Origin of the sequence: Corynebacterium ihumii, assembly GCF_028609825.1 — a bacterium.
Taxonomy (GTDB): domain Bacteria; phylum Actinomycetota; class Actinomycetes; order Mycobacteriales; family Mycobacteriaceae; genus Corynebacterium; species Corynebacterium afermentans.
In genome coordinates, this window is sequence record NZ_CP063190.1 from 1,961,997 (window position 1) to 1,979,315 (window position 17,319).

The following is a 17,319-nucleotide window of genomic DNA, read 5'->3' on the forward strand; positions in this document are numbered from 1 at the left end:
TATTTTCTGTGTGAACTCAATGAGCTCCCCCGCTTGAGGCGCGGCGTGCCCCGCACGCACGCAACCAGAGGAGGGCCGCGCACCTCGTGCTGATACTGCTCATCGCGCTTACCGCCGCCACGCTGGCCGCCCCTGTGCTCATCCGCACGGTCGGCCGCGCCGCGTTTGGCCTCCTCGCGCTCGTTCCACTGAGCGGGTTCATCTGGGTGGCGCGCCTGTTCGCCGCCGGAATGTTCCGCGACGGCGGCGAGGTCAAAGCGGTGTTTACATGGATGCCGTCGACGAACCTCAACCTTGAGTTCCGCCTGGATGCCCTCGCGGGTCTGTTCAGCCTCATCATCCTGGGTATCGGCGCGCTGGTGCTGTTTTATTGTTGGGGCTACTTCAACTCCAATCCGCGGCGCCTGGCCAAGTTCGGCTTCGAGCTGACATTCTTTGCCACGGTCATGTACGGCCTGGTCATCGCCGACAACTTCCTGCTCATGTACGTGTTCTGGGAGTTGACGTCCATTTTGTCGTACATGCTCGTGTCCTACTACGGCGAGCGAGCATCTTCGAGACGCGCCGCCATGCAGGCGCTGATGGTGACCACCATGGGCGGGCTTGCCATGCTCGTGGGCATCAACCTGCTGGGCTTCAAAGCTCAGATTTGGAAGCTGTCCGAGATCCCCCAGATCACCGACATTGAAAACACCCCGGCGATCTCCGCCGCCATCGTGCTGATCATGCTGGGCGCGCTGACAAAATCCGCCCAGTCCCCCTGGCATTTCTGGCTGCCCGGCGCGATGGCCGCGCCCACCCCGGTATCGGCTTACCTGCACTCCGCGGCGATGGTGAAAGCCGGCATCTACCTGGTGGCTCGCTTGGCGCCGGACTTGTCCGCGGTGAACACCTGGCACCTGGTGGTGTTGTCCACCGGCGGTTTCACCATGCTGCTGGGCGGCTGGATGGCGCTGAAGCAGCGGGACCTGAAGCTGATTTTGGCCTACGGCACCGTCAGCCAGCTTGGTTTTATCACCACCGTCATCGGCGTGGGCTCGCGCGAGGCCACCATGGCCGGGTTAGCCATCACGTTCGCGCACTCGCTGTTCAAGGCCGCGCTGTTCATGATCGTCGGCGCGATCGACCACGCCACCGGGACCCGCGACATCCACGAACTGTCCGGGCTGGGCAGAAAGCAGCCGCTTCTGGCCACGCTGGCCGTCATCTCCGCGGCGTCGATGGCGGGCATCCCGCCACTGTTTGGGTTTGTGGCCAAGGAGACCGCGCTGGATGCCATCCTCCACGAGGAACTGCTCGTCGGTATGCCGGGCAAGATCACCCTGGTGGTGCTGGTGGCCGGCTCGATCCTCACTATGGCGTACTCGCTGTACTTTGTCTACGGCGCGTTTGCCACGAAGGGCCAGCCGTGGGCGGAGGGGCAGTCCCCGGCGGTGCGCGGCATGCACTCCCCGGGGCCGAAGCTGTGGCTTTCCCCGGCCGTCCTCACCGCCTGCACGGTGGGCTTCGGCCTGTTGCCGGCGGGGCTGTCGGCACCGATCAACGAATACCTCAACGTGCGCTTCCCGGACGTCGAGGGTGCGGAGCTTGCACTGTGGCACGGGTTCACGGTGCCGCTGGCACTGTCCGGCGTAATCATCTTCGTGGGCGCCATTATGTTCTGGCAGAGCAACGTGGTGGCCAAGGCGCAGTTCGAGCGCCCCGCACTCGGCGATGCCAACGCGGTGTGGGACACCCTCATGGACACGCTGCGCCGCTGGTCGCTGAAGTTGACGGCATCCACGCAGCGCGGCTCGCTGACCATCAACCTGGCCGTCATCTTCACCTTCCTGGCCGTGGTGCCGCTGGCCGCGCTGATCCTGGGTGATTCCAACAACATCCGCATGCAGGTGTGGGACAACGTTTGGCAAGGCTTGGCGGTCACTGTCATGGCCGGGCTCGCGTTTTTCGCTGCCGTGCAGCGCAACCGCCTTTCCGGTGTGATCATGGTGGGCCTGACCGGCTACTTCATGGCGCTGATCTTCGTGCTGCACGGTGCGCCTGACCTGGCGTTAACCCAGGCATTGGTGGAGACCATCGTGATGGTGGTGTTCATGCTGGTGCTGCGCAAGATGCCGACGGAAACAGAGCAGCGCATCGAGGACAACCGTTTGCGCGCCTGGTTGTCCATCGGCACCGGCGTCTCCGTGGTCACCGTGGCCATGACGGCCATGTCCGCACGCGTGGCCGAGCCGATCTCCAAGTACATGCCGGAACTGGCATACGAGATCGGCCACGGCCGTAACACCGTCAACGTGTTGCTGGTGGACCTGCGTGCGGCTGACACCTACGGCGAGACGCTGGTGCTGGTGGTCGCCGCCACCGGCATCGCCAGCCTGATCTTCGGCACCTTCCGTTTCGACCCGGAATCGCGCCGCCCCACCCTGTCCACCACCAAGGCGCGCTGGCTCGCCTCCGGCGTGGAGACGGAGACTGCGCAGAACCGCTCCATCCTGGTGGATGTGGTCACGCGCCTGCTCTTCCCGTCGATGATGCTGCTGTCCGCCTACTTCTTCTTCTCCGGCCACAACGCCCCGGGCGGCGGTTTCGCCGGCGGGCTCGTCGCAGCACTTGCGCTGACCTTGCGGTACCTGGCGGGAGGACGCAGCGAGGCAGAGGAAGCGCTCCCAGTGCACCCGGGCAAGGTGCTAGGCATCGGCATCATGTTCGAAACCGCGTCTGCGGTCGCCCCGATGTTCTTCGGGATGCCTCCGCTGACCTCCTCGTACGCGGAGTTCAGTGTGCCGCTCATCGGCGACGTGACGGTGCCGTCCGCCCTGATCTTCGACGCGGGCGTCTACATCATCGTCGTCGGGCTGATCATGCACGTGCTGGCCTCCATGGGCGCCTACCTGGACCGCGAGGAGGACACCCGAAAGCAGCGCGCCCGCGACCGCGCGCGCGAGTTGCAGGCGAAAAACGAGCAGCGCCGCAAGCTCATGTCCAGAAACCGCAAGGCGCGTTACGACGAGCGCAGGGCGGTGGCGGCCAGCGGGTCGTCCATAAGCAAACGCGAAAGGAGAGGCGAGTAGATGGAAGCGAACCTGTTTTTGCTTATCGGCTCCGGTGTGCTGATCGCGTGCGGCGTGTACCTGATGCTGGACAAGTCCATGACCCGCATGATCATGGGCGTGACCCTGATCGGCAACGGCGCCAACCTCCTGCTGCTGCAGTCCGGCGGGCCTGCAGGCTCCCCGCCGATCATCGGACGCGACTCCGAGGCGGCTGCCGACAGTGCGGACCCGCTGGCGCAGGCGATGATTTTGACCGCCATCGTGATATCCATGGCCATGGTCGGCTTCATGCTCGCCCTGGCCTACCGCCAATACCGCTACCGCACAGACGACATCGTCGAGCGCGACGAGGAGGATCGCGCAATCGCCGCGCGCCCCAAATCAGCCTCCCCGGACCGCGACAAATCCGACGACGCGCAAACCGGTAAAGCCAGCCCGTCCGGCCACTCGTTCGGCCCCAAGCCGTTCGAGGACCCGGTGAAGGAAGTCAAGGGAGGCCACGATGCGAAATAGCTTCATGGCCTTCGCCGACTGGGTGCTGCCCGCCATGCCGTACCTGACGGTCATGCCGATCATCCTGCCCGCATTCGCCGCCGGGCTAATCATGCTATTCCGCGGCGTGAACCTGCAGCGCTTCATCGCCTTGGGCACTTTGGCCGCGCTGACCGTGATCGCGGCGGTGCTGATCATCGTGGCCGACACCCACGGCATCCAGACAGTGCAGATGGGCGGGTGGGACGCGCCGGTGGGCATCACCATGGTGGCGGACCGGTTGAGCTCCATCATGCTGTTCGTCTCATCCATCGTGCTGTTTGCAGTGATGTGGTACGGCATCTCGCAGGGGCTTCGCGACGGCGACGAGGACGACCCCGTCGCCGTCTTCCTGCCCACCTACATGCTGCTGAGCATGGGTGTGAACCTGTCGTTCCTCGCCGGCGATCTATTCAATCTCTACGTCGGCTTCGAAGTCTTCCTGGTGGCCTCCTACGTGCTGTTGACTCTTGGTGCGTCCCCGCAGCGTGTGCGCGCAGGCATCGGCTACGTCATGGTCTCCATGGCGTCCTCCATGGTCTTCCTGTTCGCGCTCGCGCTGGTCTACGCGTCAGTGGGCACCGTGAACATGGCGCAGGCCGGCATCCGCATGGAGGAGCTGCCCACCGGCACCCGCGCGGCCATCTTCGCCACCTTCATCGTGGCCTTCGGCATCAAGGCGGCGATCTTCCCACTGGACGCGTGGCTGCCGGACTCCTACCCCACCGCCGCTTCCATCGTTACCGCCGTCTTCGCGGGACTTTTGACCAAGGTGGGCGTGTACGCCTTCATCCGCGTGCGCTCCACCGTGTTCACCGGCGGCGCCTTAGATTCCACGCTGATGGTGATCGCGCTTCTGACCATGATCGTGGGCGTGATGGGCGCGATCGCCCAGAACGACATCAAACGCTTGATGTCGTTCACCCTGGTCAGCCACATCGGCTACATGATCTTCGGCATCGCGCTCGGCTCGGTTGCGGGCCTGTCCGGCGCCATCTTCTACGCGGTGCACCACATTCTGGTGCAGACCTCCCTGTTCCTGGTGGTCGGCCTGGTGGAGCGCCAGGCAGGCTCCGCGCAGCTGCGCCGTTTGGGCTCGTTGCTCTACACCGCTCCCGTGATTGCGCTGCTGTACCTCATCCCCGCGCTGAACCTGGGCGGCATCCCGCCGTTTTCCGGCTTCCTGGGCAAAGTCATGCTCATCCAGGCTGGCGCGGAGGACGGCTCCTGGCTGGCGTGGGTGCTCATCGGCGGCGCGGTGATCACTTCACTGTTGACCCTGTACGCCATGATGAACGTGTGGTCCAAGGGCTTTCTCCGCGACCGCGCCGACGCCCCCGAAGGCGACGTCGTGTTGGCGCGCCCCGCGAACCTGGCCGCGCGCTTGGAAACCGTCGCCTCGGGCGACCGCGACGACGTCGGCCGTGTGCCCGCCGGCATGTTTTTGTCCACCGCGTTTTTGGTGCTTGCGTCCACCAGCATCACGTTTTTGGCCGGCCCGATCTCCAACATCACGGACCGCGCCGCCCAATCCGCCCAGGACCTGTCCATCTACCGAAGCGCCGTGCTTCTCGACGACCCTTCGGCCCCCACCCGCAACCTCGACGCCTTCCGCGAACAGACCGGCGCCGGCGGCGGCCGGGACTCCCTCGAACAACGGGACTCCTCCCGCCCCGCGGGTCCCACCAGCACCGGCGTGACCACCGAGAGGGTGCCGGAGCCCGCGGACGCTGAGTCCAACACAGAGTCCAACACAGAGCCGAACGAGGTGAGCCGCTGATGTTTTCCGGTATCGCCCACCGGTTCCGCCCGCTGACCGTGGCGTGGCTGACGTTCATGTGGATCCTGCTCATGGGCCAACTAAGCTGGGGCAACCTCGTCGCCGGGTTGGGCTTGGGCCTGCTCATCGTGCTGGCACTGCCCCTGCCGCCCGTTCCGCGCAGCGGCAACCGGGTGAACTGGCTCAAGCTGGCCGCGTTTGTGGCCGAGTGGTTCTTCGACCTGCTGGTGGCCTCGGCGAAAGTGGCGTGGCTGTCGCTGCGCCGCGCGCCGCAACCCCGAAACGCCGTGCTGCGCGTGCCAATGCGCCTGAGCAACGAGCTGGTGCTGTACCTAGCCACCTGCGCCTACAACCTGCAGCCCGGCGGCACTGTCACCGACATCGACCTGGCCAACCGCGAATGGACCGTGCACATCCTCGACGCCGACAGCGACGCCGCCATCACCCGCGAAATTGAAAACGTGCAGAAATTGGAGCGCCAAATGATCGCCATCTTCGAAGGAGGCCGCTGACATGCACAGCACCGCCTACACCGTCTGCCTCACCGTGGCCGCCGTGTTCCTCGTCGCCGGATTTTTCATCTTCGCCTGGCGCGCCATCGTCGGCCCCGACTCCATGGACCGCATGCTGGCCAACGACGGCATCACCGCCTCCCTCCAATGCGCCCTCGCCCTCTACATCTGCTGGACGCTGGACACCACGGTGGTCAACGTCATGATCGTCATCGCCCTGCTCGGCTTCGTTGCCACCCTGTCCGTCGCCCGCTTCCGCAAGAGGGACGGTTCCCTATGATCGCCGACGCCATTTCTCTGCTGTTTATTCTCCCCGGCGCGTTCATGGTCTTCTCCGCCGCCGTGGGCACCGCCCGGTTCAACTCCACCCTGGCGCGCGTGCATGCCATCACCAAACCCCAGACCACCGGCCTGGTGCTCATGATCACCGGCACCATCATCCGCGTCGTCACCGCCGAGGACTTCAGCGTCCACGAACGCGGCGACATCGGCATGATGGTGCTGCTCGTGATATTCGCCCTGATGACCAGCCCCGTCACCGCGCAGCGCCTCGGCCGCATCGCGCGACGCGAAGGCCTCTACGGCGACGACGAGCAGCTCACCCGCAACGACCGCCCCGCCAGCTACCACCCGCGGCGCATCAACCCTAAAGGCTAAGCTCCCACATCTCCGCGCAGGTCGCGTCCACGACGTCCTTCCAATCCCCGGTGCGCTGGTAAATCGCGCGCTGGCGCTCGTAGCCCGCGCCGCGCTCGATGATCTCACGGACCAAGTTCAGCTCGTCGACACAATCGAGGTCGGCGGCGACGGGCGTGAGCTCGTCGATAAGCAACTGCAACTCGTGTTTCACCCAGTCCTCGTCGGTGCCACGACTAGTGATGACCAGGGCGTCCATGCCATAGCGGGCACCGCGCCACTTGTTCTCCGCGACATGCCACTGCTGCAAAGTGGGCAGCTTTTCGCCGCGCTCGAGCATGCGGTCGTAGTGGACAACCAGGCAGTGCGTCAGCGCCACGACGGCCGCGAGCTCGCGCAAGTTGCTCGTGGCGTCCGAGATGCGAACCTCGACGGTGCCCCACTTCGCGGCCGGACGCACGTCGAAATGCATGGAGCCGGTGTGGTTGATCACGCCCGACGTCTGCTGGTCACGCATGAAATCGACCCACTCGTCCCAGCTTTCGAACTGATACGGCATGCCCGCGGTGGGCAACTGCTGGTAGAGCATCGTGCGGTTCGACGCGTAAGAAGTGTCAATGCCGTCCCAGCCCGGGCTCGAGGCGGAAATGGCGAGCAAGTGCGGGTACTTAGTCATCACCGCGTTGATGATCGGCCACACCTTGTCCTCGTGACTGATGCCCACGTGGCAGTGAATGCCCCACAACAGCATGTGCTGGCCCCAGTACTGCGTGCGGTTGACGATTTCCTCGTACGTGTGCTTCGGACTCAGCGGGTTCGTGCGGAAATCCGAAAACGGGTGGCCTCCCGACGCCCACAGCTTCAAGCCCTTCTCATCCGCGACCTCCTTGACCGCGTTGAGGTCTCTTTGCAGCGCGCGCACCGCCTCTTTGGTGTTGGCGCAGATCGGGGTGACCAGCTCCATGGTGTTCTGCAAAAACTCCGGCTCGAGGTGGATGTCCGGGTAGCGGGCCTGCACTTCCTCTATCACCTCGGCGGCGCGGGGCACCAAGTCGCGTGTAACCGGGTCGACGAGGCAGATCTCCCACTCGACTCCAAGGGTGGGGCCGTCAGACCTGGAAAAATCGCGGAATGGATCCATAGACGACGAGCCTATCCCCTGCCGGGCCCTGGGCGGGTGCCAAAAGCTGTTTTATATGCGCGGGTGGCGTGGGGTGTTGGGGCGTTTGTGCGCCGCTAAGGCCGCCCCAAACCGTCCATGCGCCGAAACCGGCTACCTAGATCCGGTTGCCAGCTTGATTTTCGCTTGGTAGTCGGTTCTAGGTAGCCGGTTTTGTGGGAGGGAGCACTCTGGGGCAGGCGACGACTTTGCAGATGGTGAAAGGCAGATGGTGAATCCGCGCGGATTTTGCGGATTTTCACCACCTGCCTTTCACCATCTGTGGGCAGCGGGCCTCAATCGGGCCGGCGTCCCCGGCGCGGAGCTAGCCCGCCAGGACCACCGCCACGGCGGCGCTGTTGTTCGCGGCCTGCTCCGGGATGCTCGTCGCGCCCTCGGGGAGGTCGCCCTTCGCGCGGGCGGCACCGCCGACTCGGCGGGCAATGTCGGCCGCAACCTGCTCGGCGCCCGGCACGGCCGGGTCGAAGAAGACGTAGGTCTCCGGGAAGATGCCGTAGACCTGCTCCGGCATGTTCATCACTGCGGCGTCGGCCGAGTTGTTGGCCACGTTGTACTGGCCCTTCAGCTGGTCGGCGGTGCGGCTGGCCAGGTCCGGGGTGCCGGAGTTGTTGTAGACGTACACCTGGGCCGACGCGTTGTCGAGGCCGGCGCCCGCCGGAGCGGGTGCCGGTGCCGGTGCGGGCTGGCCGTTCTCGCCCTGGCCCTCGGCGCCTTCCGGACGCTGCGCGTTCGGGTCCTGCGCGTTGGGGTCCTGGGCGTTCGGGTCGCCTGCGCGGTCGCCCTCCTGGCCCGGCTGGCCTTCAGTGTCCTGGGCGTTTTGGTCGGTGCCTGGCTGACCTTCGGCCCCCTGGCCATCCTGGCCGTTCTGACCAGCACCGTCGCCGGCGGGGGCGGCCTGGGAGGTGCCGACCACGGTCGACGAGGTCGGCGCGGCGCCTTCGCCTTCACCGTCGCCGCCGTTGCCGTCCTGCGTCATCTTCCAAATGCCCCACAGCGCCAGCAGCGCCGCAACGGCGATCAGGATCATCGCCAGGCCGCGCTTCGGCAGGCCGCCTTCCGCGGCGCCGCCAGCAGCTGCTGCCTTACCGCGTCCCTTCGGCTCCTCGTAGGCGCCGTCGTAGGGCTCCTCGTAGATGGCGTCGTCGGCGCTGCGGGAGCGGGAGCGCGCACCAGCACCAGCGGCGCCAGCACCAGCGGCGCCAGCACCAGCGGCGCCAGCACCAGCGGCGTAGTCGACGTCCTCGATGTACTCGGAATCGTCGTCGCGGCGGTGGGCACCGCGGTACTCGGTGTCGGCACCGGAAGCGGGGTAATCGTCGACGATTTCGGCGTCGATCGGCTCGGCGTCGTACGCGCCGTCGTAGGAGTCGGAGTTCCCTGTGTAGCGCGTGGAGCCGGAGTCGGGGCGGTTGTTGCCAAAGTTGTCGTTAGTCACATCGGCAACTCTAACCACACCAACGCGGGAAGCAGGGGCAACACACCGTAAAGTTGAACTAGAGGTTGGGGGACCTTTGGTCGTCGCGAAGCCTTTGCAAACGTCTCACAAGCTGAGGCTCGGCCACGAGCGCATCGGGCGAGTCCAGCAACCGATTCAAATGCTGGTAGTAGCGGATGGGCTGCATGCCCAGCTCAGAGCGCACCGCGTCCTCGCGCGCACCGATCGACCTGGGGGCGCGCGCGGCGAAGCGGAGCACGGAAAGGTCGGTGTCTGAAAGCATGCCTAATATATTGGCATGACCATCCGACCCATCGTTATCCACGGCGACCCGGTGCTGCACGAACCGACCAAGGAAGTCACGCAGCCCGTTGAGGAGCTGCAAGAGCTCATCGCCGACATGCACGAAACCATGGACGCCGCCCACGGCGTGGGCCTGGCCGCCAACCAGATCGGCGTGCCGCTGCGCATCTTCGTCTACCACTGCCCGGACGGCGACCAGATGCGCCGCGGCACCGTGATCAACCCGGTGCTTGAGACCTCCGAGATCCCCAAGACCATGCCCGCGGACACCGGCGAAGACGACGAGGGCTGCCTGTCCGTGCCGGGCTACGGCTGGCCCACCGGCCGCGCGGACTGGGCGAAGGTGACCGGTCTGGACGAAAACGGCAACGAGATCGAGGTCGAGGGCACCGGCTTTTTCGCCCGCTGCCTGCAGCACGAGACCGGCCACTTGGACGGCTTCTTGTACACCGACGTGCTCACCGGCCGCTATAAAAAGGAAGCCAAGCGCGTGATCCGCGACAACGGCTGGAAGGAAGCCGGCCACACTTGGCTTCCGGGCACGGACGAAGATCCGTTCGGCCACGACGACTAACGCGCTAAGATATCGCCATGCGTATCCCCGCCGCCATCGCCGCCGCGTCGCTCACCCTCACCCCCGCGACGCCCGCGGAGCCAGTTGAGCAGTTGCTTGACAGCGTCTCCGCCACCCACGAGTCCTCCACCACCGCCATCAACAGCGCGGAGACGGACGACGAGGTCCGAGACGTGCTCATCGCCTGGCGCAAGGAGCTCATCGCAGCCGCAGACGAGCTGACAGAGCTGCGCGAGGAGGCCGCGGAAGACGGCCTGACCGAGGAGGAGAAGGCCACCTTCGACGAGGCTACGAAGACGCTCAAGCGCGAGCGCGCCGGCGTACGCGAGCTGCGCGCGGAGCTTCTGCCTGACGACGAACCAGTGGTCGTACCCTCCCCCATCGAGGGCCTCGACGGGATCCTGGGCACCACCGCGTTTGACGCGTTCGAGCGCTCTGAGGCCGGCGACGCCCCGATCGTGTACGGCATCCCCGGCAGCGACGCGGATCGCCCTGAGCCGACGGTGGTGACTTCGGCGACACCGGTGACCAAGCCGACGGTGGTCGAGGATCCGACCACCCCAAGCAGCACGACCACCACCCCGCCGAGCACCACCTCCGCCACGTTCGACCCCGAGGTGACCCACCGCGTGGAACGCCTCCAGGACAGCGACACCACCACGACCGAGACCACCACCACGGAAACGATGTCGGAAACGACGTCGGAAACTACGTCCACCACCACGGAATCCGCAACGTCTACCACCACCGACGCCTCTGCGACCACCACGGCCACGACGTCCTCCTCGTCGACTTCGAGCAGCTCCACCCGCTCGGTGCTGGAAAACCGCACCACGTCGGCAACGTCCAGCTCGACGACCTCCTCGTCTTCGACGACCTCGTCCTCCTCAAAGACGTCGTCGACCACTACAACCGAGGATGACGACGAGCGCGACGGCGACCTCGCCGACACCGGCACCCCGATGCGCGCCCTGATCGCCATCGGCATGCTGTCGCTGATGATCGGCGCGGCCCTGGTTCTCACCGGCGCGATCCGCCCGCGCGGGGCCCGCAAGTAGCCGTGTCCCGGATTTTCCGCTCCGACGAGGTGGCGGTGGGCGACCGCGTCGTGGTGCGCCAGCGCCGCGGCGAGCACGCCAGCGACATCATCGGGCACGTGCTCAGCCTCGACCCGCTGGTGATCCGCCCGCAGGAGGTCGGCGGCTTTCCCTCCTCAAAGGAGGCGATTGAGGTCACGGACCCGCACATCATCAAGAAACTCTCGCCGCGCACCGTGCGCAATTCCGAAATCCGAGAGCTGGAAAAACGCCTCGCAGACCGCCTCAACGTGCGCGACTGGGCGTGGGCCGGCGGCTGGCTTATGCGCACCGGCGACACCGAGGAAGCCAACTCGGCAGTCCCGCTCGGCCCTTCGGCGGGCTTCGGGCCGTTGCCTATCGACGCCATCCGGTCCTTCTACGACCAGCGTGGCCTGCCGGTGCGGCTGACCATCCCCGAACGTATCGGCAAACCGGCGTTGAAAGTGCTCGACCACGCGTGGGAGCTCCAGGACGAGCAGGTTGTGTGGGTTGCGGGGGATGCCTTTGGTGTGACGTCGATAGGCAATGTGCCCGAAGGGGCGCTGGAGCACCACCGTAGGCGGCTGGCGCTAGGCTAGGCCGCATGCGAATCGCCACATGGAACGTCAACTCGGTGCGCACGCGCGCCGAGCGGATCGCCGCCTTCCTCGAACGCGAGGACGTGGACGTGCTGGCGATGCAGGAAACCAAAACCGCAGACGACAAATTCCCCTACGCCACCTTCGAAGCCGCAGGCTACGAGGTCGCACACGTGGGGGTCAGCCAATGGAACGGCGTGGCCATCGCCTCGCGCGTGGGGCTGGACAACGTCCGCGACAGCTTCGAACGCCAACCCGCGTTTGCCAAAAAGGGCGCCCCGTCTGTGGAGGCGCGCGCCGTGGGGGCGGTGTGCGGCGGGGTGGACGTGTGGAGCCTGTACGTGCCCAACGGTCGCGAAATCGGCGACCCGCACTACGACTACAAACTGCAGTTCCTCTGGTCCCTGGCCGATCAAGTCCAGCCCGGGGAGCTGCAGGTGTACATGGGCGACTTCAACGTCGCGCCCCGCGAGGAGGACGTGTGGGACGTGTCGTGGTTCGAGGGCAAAACGCACGTGACGGAGCCCGAGCGCGCCGCCTTCCAGATGCTGCTCGAAGCCGGATTGCATGAGGTCACGCACGAAAACCAGTACTCGTTCTGGGACTACAAATCCATGCGGTTTCAGAAGAACGAGGGCATGCTCATCGACTTCCAGCTGGCCACCAAGCCCATGTTCGAGCGGGTCCAGCGCGCGTTCGTGGACGTGGAGGAGCGCAAGGGCAAGGGCGCGTCCGACCACGCACCCGTGATCGTGGACTACGACACACGCGGCCTGGCCTACGACGAGGTGCGATGAGCCTGGATTTTTCCTGGTGGCAGTTCGCGGCGATGGTCGTGGACTACGCCATCAAGTTCGTGATGATCGGCGTGGTGCCCGGCGGGCGCAAGCCGTCCTCGGCCAACGCGTGGCTGCTGCTCATCCTGCTCCTGCCGGTGGTGGGCCTGCCGCTGTACCTTCTGTTCGGTTCCACGTTCGTCTCCCGGCGCCGCCACCGCATCCAGGTTGAGGCGCGCCGCGCGCTGGACGGGGCGTGGGCTGGCCCCGACGGCACCATCGCGCACCTGCCGCCCGAAACCGCCTCGCTGGTCCGCCTCAACCGCCAGCTCACCGGCTACCCCGCCGTCCGCGGCGAGGTGCGCGCACTGTGGGCGGATTACCGCAAGACCATGCTTCGCATTGCCAAGCTTATCGACGAAGCATCCGCCTCCATCTCCATCGAAATCTACGCCGTCGCCTGGGATGACACGACGGACGTGGTGTTCCGGGCGCTGCAGCGCGCCGTGGCACGCGGCGTGCACGTGCGTCTGCTTTTCGACCACATCGGCTCCGCCAAATACCCCGGGTTCCGGACTTTGAAGAAGCGGCTGACCGAAATCGGCGTGGACTGGCACATGATGCTGCCCCTGGCTCCCCTGCGCGGACGCTGGCGCCGCCCCGACCTGCGCAACCACCGCAAGGTCGTGGTCATCGACTCGAAGGTGGCGTTCGTCGGCTCGTTCAACCTCATCGACCGCGGCTACCTCATGCCCGGGCATGTGAGGGCGGGCCGCCAATGGGTGGACACGTTTGCGGAGCTGGAGGGGCCGATCGTGGAGTCCATCGAGTCCATGTTCGCCGTGGACTGGTACACCGAATCCGGCGAACGGTTGGATGTGGTGGGGGCGTCGGGGGAAACGTCGATAAGCGATGGCGATGTGCTCCAGCTCGTCCCCTCCGGGCCCGGCTACCTCACCGAGCCGAACCTGCGCATGTTCAACTCGATCGTCCACAACGCGAAAGAGCAGCTCACACTGTGCTCGCCGTACTTCGTGCCCGAGGAATCGCTGCTGGAGGCCATTACCTCCGCGTGCTACCGCGGGGTGCGCGTCGACCTGTTCGTCAGCGAACAAGCCGACCAGTTCATGGTGCAGCATGCGCAATCCGCCTACTACGAGGCGCTGCTGAAAGCCGGGGTGCGCATCTGGGAATTCCCTGCGCCGTATGTGCTGCACAGCAAGTTTGTGCTGGCGGATCCGGGGCGCGAGGGCGCAGTCGGTGTGCTCGGGTCCTCCAACATGGACATCCGCTCGTTCTCGCTGAACTACGAATCCTCCCTGCTCGTCGCCTCCGGCGAGCTGATTACGGCGTTGGAGCAGCTGGGCGCGAACTACCAGGCCGTCTCGCGCGAGCTGACGCTGGAGCGGTGGTCGCGCAGGCCCTGGTACCGGCGGTACGTGGACAACGTGTTGAAGCTGACGTCCGCGCTGCAGTAGGGGTTTCGCGCTTTATCCCCGCAGATGGTGAATCTCAAGTGGTGAATTCGGCCCTATTTGCCGACAATTCACCACTTGAGATTCACCATTTACGGTTAGATACCCAGTCTCTTAGCCAACGCCTCTGGAAAGAACTCCTGCCGGCTCGGCCCCTTCGGCTGGTAAAGGCGCGGGACCTCCCGTAGGGTGCGCGAATCCTCCTCGAGCGCATCCAGGACGCGGCGCACTACAAGCACCTCGTTGCGGTTGATCTCTCTGGGGGTCACGCGCAGGATCTTGAAGCCCTGCTCCTTCAACCAATTCTCGCGGGCGATCTGTTTCGCATACGCTTCCTCTGGTCCCTCCTTCATCTTCCCCCAGCCGTCAACTTCAATGATCAAGTCTCCGATAATGAGATCCACCCGGTATGGGCCGATGAGCACCTGGGCGTGACACGTGACGCCGTGCTCTTCCAAAATGAGGCGCAGCAGCGTTTCGTACGTTGATTCTGAACGGTTGGTTGCTTTTGCCAGCGCGTGTCGCGTCCTCCCGATCCCCTTCGTTCCCCTCATGCGCTGCATCATTGCGGCGCATTCCTCACGGATGAGGTCGGCCTCGGAGTCTGAGCACCGCGTTAAAAGGCTTTCAAACGCGATGATGCCGGATCGCTCGCCAGCGCTGCGGGCGATGTCAATGGCGGTGCGGATTGCGTTGGTGAACCTTACACCCGCACGATCGAACACGTCCTCATCCGGGACGGCCATGCGTTTGTACTCGATGCCCGGGCTCTGGGCTTTCGCCGATGGCGGTTTTCCGCTCGGGAGCGCGACTTGCACGCCTGGCCTGGTGTCGTAATGCACCCACACTCCACAGACCCGCGCCGCGGAAAAGCCGACAAGGACGGCCTTGGTGCTTTGCCTGGATGCGGCGCAGCACCGGAGAAACTCCTGCTCGTAGGGCTCTAACGTCTTCCACTCTGCTGCGTCGACGTAGAGCGATTTGGTCAGTTGTTGTAGCTGTCCACTTCTGATGCGGGAATGCGTGGTGATGTCGTGGGCGGTAACCCTGCGGACGTCGACAAGCATCTCCAGCAGCTCATTCTTGCGAGCCCCATCCATTTCGAACCCCCCGTTCGTCGTATCCCACGGTGATGGTAACCGAGGATCACGCGCCCCGCACAGATGGTGAAAGGCCGATGGTGAATCCGCCCCGAATCAGCGGACATTCACCATCGGCCTTTCACCATGCGCAGCTACGCGTCGCGGGTCTCCAGCAGCACCACGCCGACGATCCACGCCACCACTGCCCACACGGCGAAGATCAGCAGCGACACAGGCAGTGTCCAGTTCTGAGTGGGGCTGTTGGTCATGAACGCCATGAGGTTGCCAAACGGCAGGAACTTGGCCACGTCGGCGCCGTAGCGTGGGATGAAGCTGACGATGGATTCCACCAGCAGCATCATGCCCATGCCGGTGACCACGGCGCCGGAGGTGTTGCGTGCGATCCAGCCGACCCCCTGCTGGAACAGGGTGATCAGGGCCATGCCGAGGGGGATGGCCCACAGGGCGCGTCGGGAGGCGGTGTTGCTCACCCAGTTCGCGGGCACGGGCGCGGTGAGATCACCGATTGCGAAGGCGACGACAAGCCCGAAGAAGGTCAGCAAAGCGGCCAGCGCGGCACCGAGCACAAGCTTTGCGACGGCCACCTGCCACCGTTTCGGAGCAACCCTGAAGTTTGTCGGCGGGATGCCGAAGCGGTACTCGGTGGTCACGGTCATGGATGCCTGCACGATCACGATGATCGCGGTGGTCAGCGCCATGGTGGCGGCGACGGTCAAGGGCGCGTACGGCATGCCGCCGAGTTTGGATGCGGTGCCGAACAGGGCTCCGTAGAAGGCGCCGAAGACGATGATCAGCGCGGAGGTCCACCAGAAGGAGGCGGTGGAGCGCAGTTTGGTCCACTCGGCGGGAAACAGGTTAAGCATTGGTACCTCCGGAGACGTACTGGGCGTGGCCCTCGGTGGATTGCATGTATGCCTCTTCGAGGGAGGCGCGGCGCTCGGCGAGCTCGGATAGCGGCACCCCGGCGGCGAAGGCGACGCGGCCGACGTCGTCGGAGCTGCGGTCCGGGATTTCGAACACGGCGCGGCCGTCGGCGTCCACTGCCCGCGTGAAGGGCATGGCCACGTCGGCGTGCTGCAGCGCGGCGGCCAAGGCGGCCGCGGCGTCTTCGGTGGGGGTGCGCACGATGGTGGTCACGCCGGAATTTGAGCAGATGAACTCGGCCATGGACGTGTTGGCAACCAGGCGGCCGCGGCCGATGATGATTAGGTCTTCGGCGGTCTGCGCCATCTCGGCGAGCAGGTGGGAGGACACGAGCACGGTGCGCCCCTCGGCCGCCAGGGACTGCAACAGCCCGCGCACCCAGCGGATGCCGGCAGGATCGAGGCCGTTGACGGGCTCGTCCAGGATCAGGTACTCCGGGTCGCCGAGCAGCGCCGCCGCGATGCCGAGGCGCTGGCCCATGCCGAGGGAGAACCCGCCGACGTGTTTGCCGGCGACGTCGCTTAGGCCCACCAGCTCGAGCACTTCGTCTACGCGGGTGCGCGGCAGCCCGGCGGCTTGCGCTTGCCAGAGCAGGCTGGCGCGGGCGGAGCGGTTGGGGTGGACACCTTTGGCGTCGAGAAGCGCGCCCACTTTGCGCGCGGGGTTGGGAAGCTGGCGGTAGGGCACGCCGTCGATGAGCGCGGTGCCGGATGTGGGGCGGTCCAGGCCCAAGATCATGCGCATGGTGGTGGATTTACCTGCGCCGTTGGGGCCGAGGAAGCCGGTGACGACGCCGGGTTTGACGGTGAACGTGAGGTCGTCAACCGCTTGGACGGCGCCGTACCGTTTGGTCAGGCATTGCACTTCAATCATGCGGTTCAGTATGCACCATGGCTTTGGCGAGCACATTGCTGAGCGACGCCGCGAAGCCCGGGTGCAGCTCAAACCCCGAAACCTCGTGCAGCCCAATCCAACGCAGTTCCTCCGATTCCTCGTTGGCGGTCACGGCCAGCGGCGCCTCGCACAGCGCGATGACGGTGGTGTAGCTCCACTCCGGCAGGTCCGTGGTGACTACTTCCTCGACTACGTTGATGCGCCCTGGGTCGATGGCGCACTCCTCCACGGACTCGCGCACCGCCGCCTGTGCTGGGGTTTCGTGGCTGTCGCGGGCGCCGCCGGGGATGCCCCAGGTTCCGCCCTGGGCGGTCCAGCTGGCGCGGTGCTGCAGCAGCACTTTCGCGTCCGCTCCCTGACCGGCGATGAGAAAGAGGCCGGCGGCGCCGAAGCGCCCCCAGAGTTTTGTGCCGTCGGGTGTGGTGACCCAGCCGTTTCCGTCGCCAAGCATGGCCCCCACTGTAGGTGGGAACAGTTATCATTGCG

General features: G+C 65.6%; 18 protein-coding genes. 11 read left to right on the forward strand and 7 right to left on the reverse strand.

What is annotated here, in order from left to right:
• The first annotated feature begins 86 nt into the window (after positions 1 to 86).
• The 6 genes from CIHUM_RS09590 to CIHUM_RS09615 are packed head-to-tail and all read left to right on the forward strand — an operon-like array spanning position 87 to position 6,533.
• Positions 87 to 3,071, forward strand: a complete 2,985-nt coding sequence (locus CIHUM_RS09590; RefSeq protein WP_035000115.1) for a Na+/H+ antiporter subunit A — start codon at positions 87 to 89, stop codon at positions 3,069 to 3,071.
• On the forward strand, positions 3,072 to 3,566 hold the full coding sequence (locus CIHUM_RS09595) for a Na(+)/H(+) antiporter subunit C (RefSeq protein ID WP_035000116.1): 495 nt from the start codon (positions 3,072 to 3,074) through the stop codon (positions 3,564 to 3,566).
• Complete coding sequence (locus CIHUM_RS09600; RefSeq protein ID WP_035000117.1) at positions 3,556 to 5,364, forward strand: Na+/H+ antiporter subunit D; 1,809 nt, start codon at positions 3,556 to 3,558, stop codon at positions 5,362 to 5,364. The genes CIHUM_RS09595 and CIHUM_RS09600 overlap by 11 nt, the downstream gene beginning before the upstream one ends.
• Positions 5,364 to 5,876 (forward strand): Na+/H+ antiporter subunit E, encoded by a 513-nt coding sequence (locus CIHUM_RS09605; RefSeq protein ID WP_035000118.1) that lies wholly within the window; start codon positions 5,364 to 5,366, stop codon positions 5,874 to 5,876. The genes CIHUM_RS09600 and CIHUM_RS09605 overlap by 1 nt, the downstream gene beginning before the upstream one ends.
• A gap of 1 nt (position 5,877) precedes the next feature.
• Positions 5,878 to 6,156 (forward strand): monovalent cation/H+ antiporter complex subunit F, encoded by a 279-nt coding sequence (locus CIHUM_RS09610; RefSeq protein WP_035000119.1) that lies wholly within the window; start codon positions 5,878 to 5,880, stop codon positions 6,154 to 6,156.
• The gene (locus CIHUM_RS09615; RefSeq protein WP_035000120.1) at positions 6,153 to 6,533 is read left to right on the forward strand and encodes a monovalent cation/H(+) antiporter subunit G; all 381 of its coding nucleotides are present in this window, start codon (positions 6,153 to 6,155) and stop codon (positions 6,531 to 6,533) included. The genes CIHUM_RS09610 and CIHUM_RS09615 overlap by 4 nt, the downstream gene beginning before the upstream one ends.
• Here the strand turns inward: CIHUM_RS09615 and CIHUM_RS09620 are convergent.
• From CIHUM_RS09620 to CIHUM_RS09630, 3 genes are all read right to left on the reverse strand, one after another.
• Positions 6,523 to 7,653, reverse strand: a complete 1,131-nt coding sequence (locus CIHUM_RS09620) for a glutamate--cysteine ligase (RefSeq protein WP_035000122.1) — start codon at positions 7,651 to 7,653, stop codon at positions 6,523 to 6,525. The two genes, CIHUM_RS09615 and CIHUM_RS09620, sit on opposite strands and share 11 nt — an antisense overlap.
• 343 nt (positions 7,654 to 7,996) lie before the next feature.
• Positions 7,997 to 9,127: a LytR C-terminal domain-containing protein gene (locus CIHUM_RS09625; protein WP_035000123.1), complete on the reverse strand. Its 1,131-nt coding sequence runs from the start codon at positions 9,125 to 9,127 to the stop codon at positions 7,997 to 7,999.
• A 58-nt stretch (positions 9,128 to 9,185) separates the two neighbouring features.
• Positions 9,186 to 9,410 carry a DUF3263 domain-containing protein gene (locus CIHUM_RS09630; protein WP_035000124.1) on the reverse strand — a complete coding sequence of 75 codons (225 nt, stop codon included), beginning with the start codon at positions 9,408 to 9,410 and terminating at the stop codon, positions 9,186 to 9,188.
• A 15-nt stretch (positions 9,411 to 9,425) separates the two neighbouring features.
• On the opposite strand from CIHUM_RS09630, the gene CIHUM_RS09635 reads away from it, so the two are divergent.
• The 5 genes from CIHUM_RS09635 to CIHUM_RS09655 are packed head-to-tail and all read left to right on the forward strand — an operon-like array spanning position 9,426 to position 13,915.
• On the forward strand, positions 9,426 to 10,004 hold the full coding sequence (locus CIHUM_RS09635) for a peptide deformylase (RefSeq protein ID WP_035000125.1): 579 nt from the start codon (positions 9,426 to 9,428) through the stop codon (positions 10,002 to 10,004).
• 17 nt (positions 10,005 to 10,021) lie between these two features.
• A complete protein-coding gene (locus tag CIHUM_RS09640; RefSeq protein WP_035000127.1) occupies positions 10,022 to 11,062 on the forward strand; it encodes a hypothetical protein in 1,041 nt (346 codons plus the stop codon).
• A 2-nt stretch (positions 11,063 to 11,064) separates the two neighbouring features.
• On the forward strand, positions 11,065 to 11,661 hold the full coding sequence (locus CIHUM_RS09645) for a GNAT family N-acetyltransferase, cg3035/Rv0428c family (RefSeq protein ID WP_051106518.1): 597 nt from the start codon (positions 11,065 to 11,067) through the stop codon (positions 11,659 to 11,661).
• Positions 11,662 to 11,666: 5 nt separating this feature from the next.
• Complete coding sequence (locus CIHUM_RS09650; RefSeq protein WP_035000129.1) at positions 11,667 to 12,458, forward strand: exodeoxyribonuclease III; 792 nt, start codon at positions 11,667 to 11,669, stop codon at positions 12,456 to 12,458.
• A complete protein-coding gene (locus tag CIHUM_RS09655) occupies positions 12,455 to 13,915 on the forward strand; it encodes a phospholipase D-like domain-containing protein (protein ID WP_035000130.1) in 1,461 nt (486 codons plus the stop codon). The genes CIHUM_RS09650 and CIHUM_RS09655 overlap by 4 nt, the downstream gene beginning before the upstream one ends.
• Positions 13,916 to 14,010: 95 nt before the next feature.
• Here the strand turns inward: CIHUM_RS09655 and CIHUM_RS09660 are convergent, their stop codons facing one another.
• The 4 genes from CIHUM_RS09660 to CIHUM_RS09675 all read right to left on the reverse strand — a co-directional run bounded on the left by CIHUM_RS09660 (position 14,011) and on the right by CIHUM_RS09675 (position 17,284).
• On the reverse strand, positions 14,011 to 14,979 hold the full coding sequence (locus tag CIHUM_RS09660; protein ID WP_158293382.1) for an endonuclease domain-containing protein: 969 nt from the start codon (positions 14,977 to 14,979) through the stop codon (positions 14,011 to 14,013).
• A gap of 167 nt (positions 14,980 to 15,146) precedes the next feature.
• Positions 15,147 to 15,878, reverse strand: a complete 732-nt coding sequence (locus tag CIHUM_RS09665; protein ID WP_035000134.1) for an ABC transporter permease — start codon at positions 15,876 to 15,878, stop codon at positions 15,147 to 15,149.
• On the reverse strand, positions 15,871 to 16,812 hold the full coding sequence (locus tag CIHUM_RS09670) for an ABC transporter ATP-binding protein (RefSeq protein WP_035000135.1): 942 nt from the start codon (positions 16,810 to 16,812) through the stop codon (positions 15,871 to 15,873). The genes CIHUM_RS09665 and CIHUM_RS09670 overlap by 8 nt, the downstream gene beginning before the upstream one ends.
• Positions 16,805 to 17,284 carry an NUDIX domain-containing protein gene (locus CIHUM_RS09675; protein ID WP_035000136.1) on the reverse strand — a complete coding sequence of 160 codons (480 nt, stop codon included), beginning with the start codon at positions 17,282 to 17,284 and terminating at the stop codon, positions 16,805 to 16,807. Before CIHUM_RS09675 ends, CIHUM_RS09670 begins: the two co-directional genes overlap by 8 nt.
• Positions 17,285 to 17,319 lie beyond the last annotated feature (35 nt).

Excerpts from the sequence above, each read along its gene's own strand:
- CIHUM_RS09595 (WP_035000116.1), top strand. The coding sequence starts at position 3,072 with ATGGAAGCGAACCTGTTTTTGCTTATCGGCTCCGGTGTGCTGATCGCG.
- CIHUM_RS09600 (WP_035000117.1), top strand. The coding sequence starts at position 3,556 with ATGCGAAATAGCTTCATGGCCTTCGCCGACTGGGTGCTGCCCGCCATG.
- CIHUM_RS09635 (WP_035000125.1), top strand. The coding sequence starts at position 9,426 with ATGACCATCCGACCCATCGTTATCCACGGCGACCCGGTGCTGCACGAA.
- CIHUM_RS09665 (WP_035000134.1), bottom strand. The coding sequence starts at position 15,878 with ATGCTTAACCTGTTTCCCGCCGAGTGGACCAAACTGCGCTCCACCGCC.
- CIHUM_RS09630 (WP_035000124.1), bottom strand. The coding sequence starts at position 9,410 with ATGCTTTCAGACACCGACCTTTCCGTGCTCCGCTTCGCCGCGCGCGCC.
- CIHUM_RS09620 (WP_035000122.1), bottom strand. The coding sequence starts at position 7,653 with ATGGATCCATTCCGCGATTTTTCCAGGTCTGACGGCCCCACCCTTGGA.
- CIHUM_RS09675 (WP_035000136.1), bottom strand. The coding sequence starts at position 17,284 with ATGCTTGGCGACGGAAACGGCTGGGTCACCACACCCGACGGCACAAAA.
- CIHUM_RS09670 (WP_035000135.1), bottom strand. The coding sequence starts at position 16,812 with ATGATTGAAGTGCAATGCCTGACCAAACGGTACGGCGCCGTCCAAGCG.
- CIHUM_RS09615 (WP_035000120.1), top strand. The coding sequence starts at position 6,153 with ATGATCGCCGACGCCATTTCTCTGCTGTTTATTCTCCCCGGCGCGTTC.
- CIHUM_RS09655 (WP_035000130.1), top strand. The coding sequence starts at position 12,455 with ATGAGCCTGGATTTTTCCTGGTGGCAGTTCGCGGCGATGGTCGTGGAC.
- CIHUM_RS09605 (WP_035000118.1), top strand. The coding sequence starts at position 5,364 with ATGTTTTCCGGTATCGCCCACCGGTTCCGCCCGCTGACCGTGGCGTGG.
- CIHUM_RS09640 (WP_035000127.1), top strand. The coding sequence starts at position 10,022 with ATGCGTATCCCCGCCGCCATCGCCGCCGCGTCGCTCACCCTCACCCCC.
- CIHUM_RS09650 (WP_035000129.1), top strand. The coding sequence starts at position 11,667 with ATGCGAATCGCCACATGGAACGTCAACTCGGTGCGCACGCGCGCCGAG.
- CIHUM_RS09660 (WP_158293382.1), bottom strand. The coding sequence starts at position 14,979 with ATGCTTGTCGACGTCCGCAGGGTTACCGCCCACGACATCACCACGCAT.
- CIHUM_RS09610 (WP_035000119.1), top strand. The coding sequence starts at position 5,878 with ATGCACAGCACCGCCTACACCGTCTGCCTCACCGTGGCCGCCGTGTTC.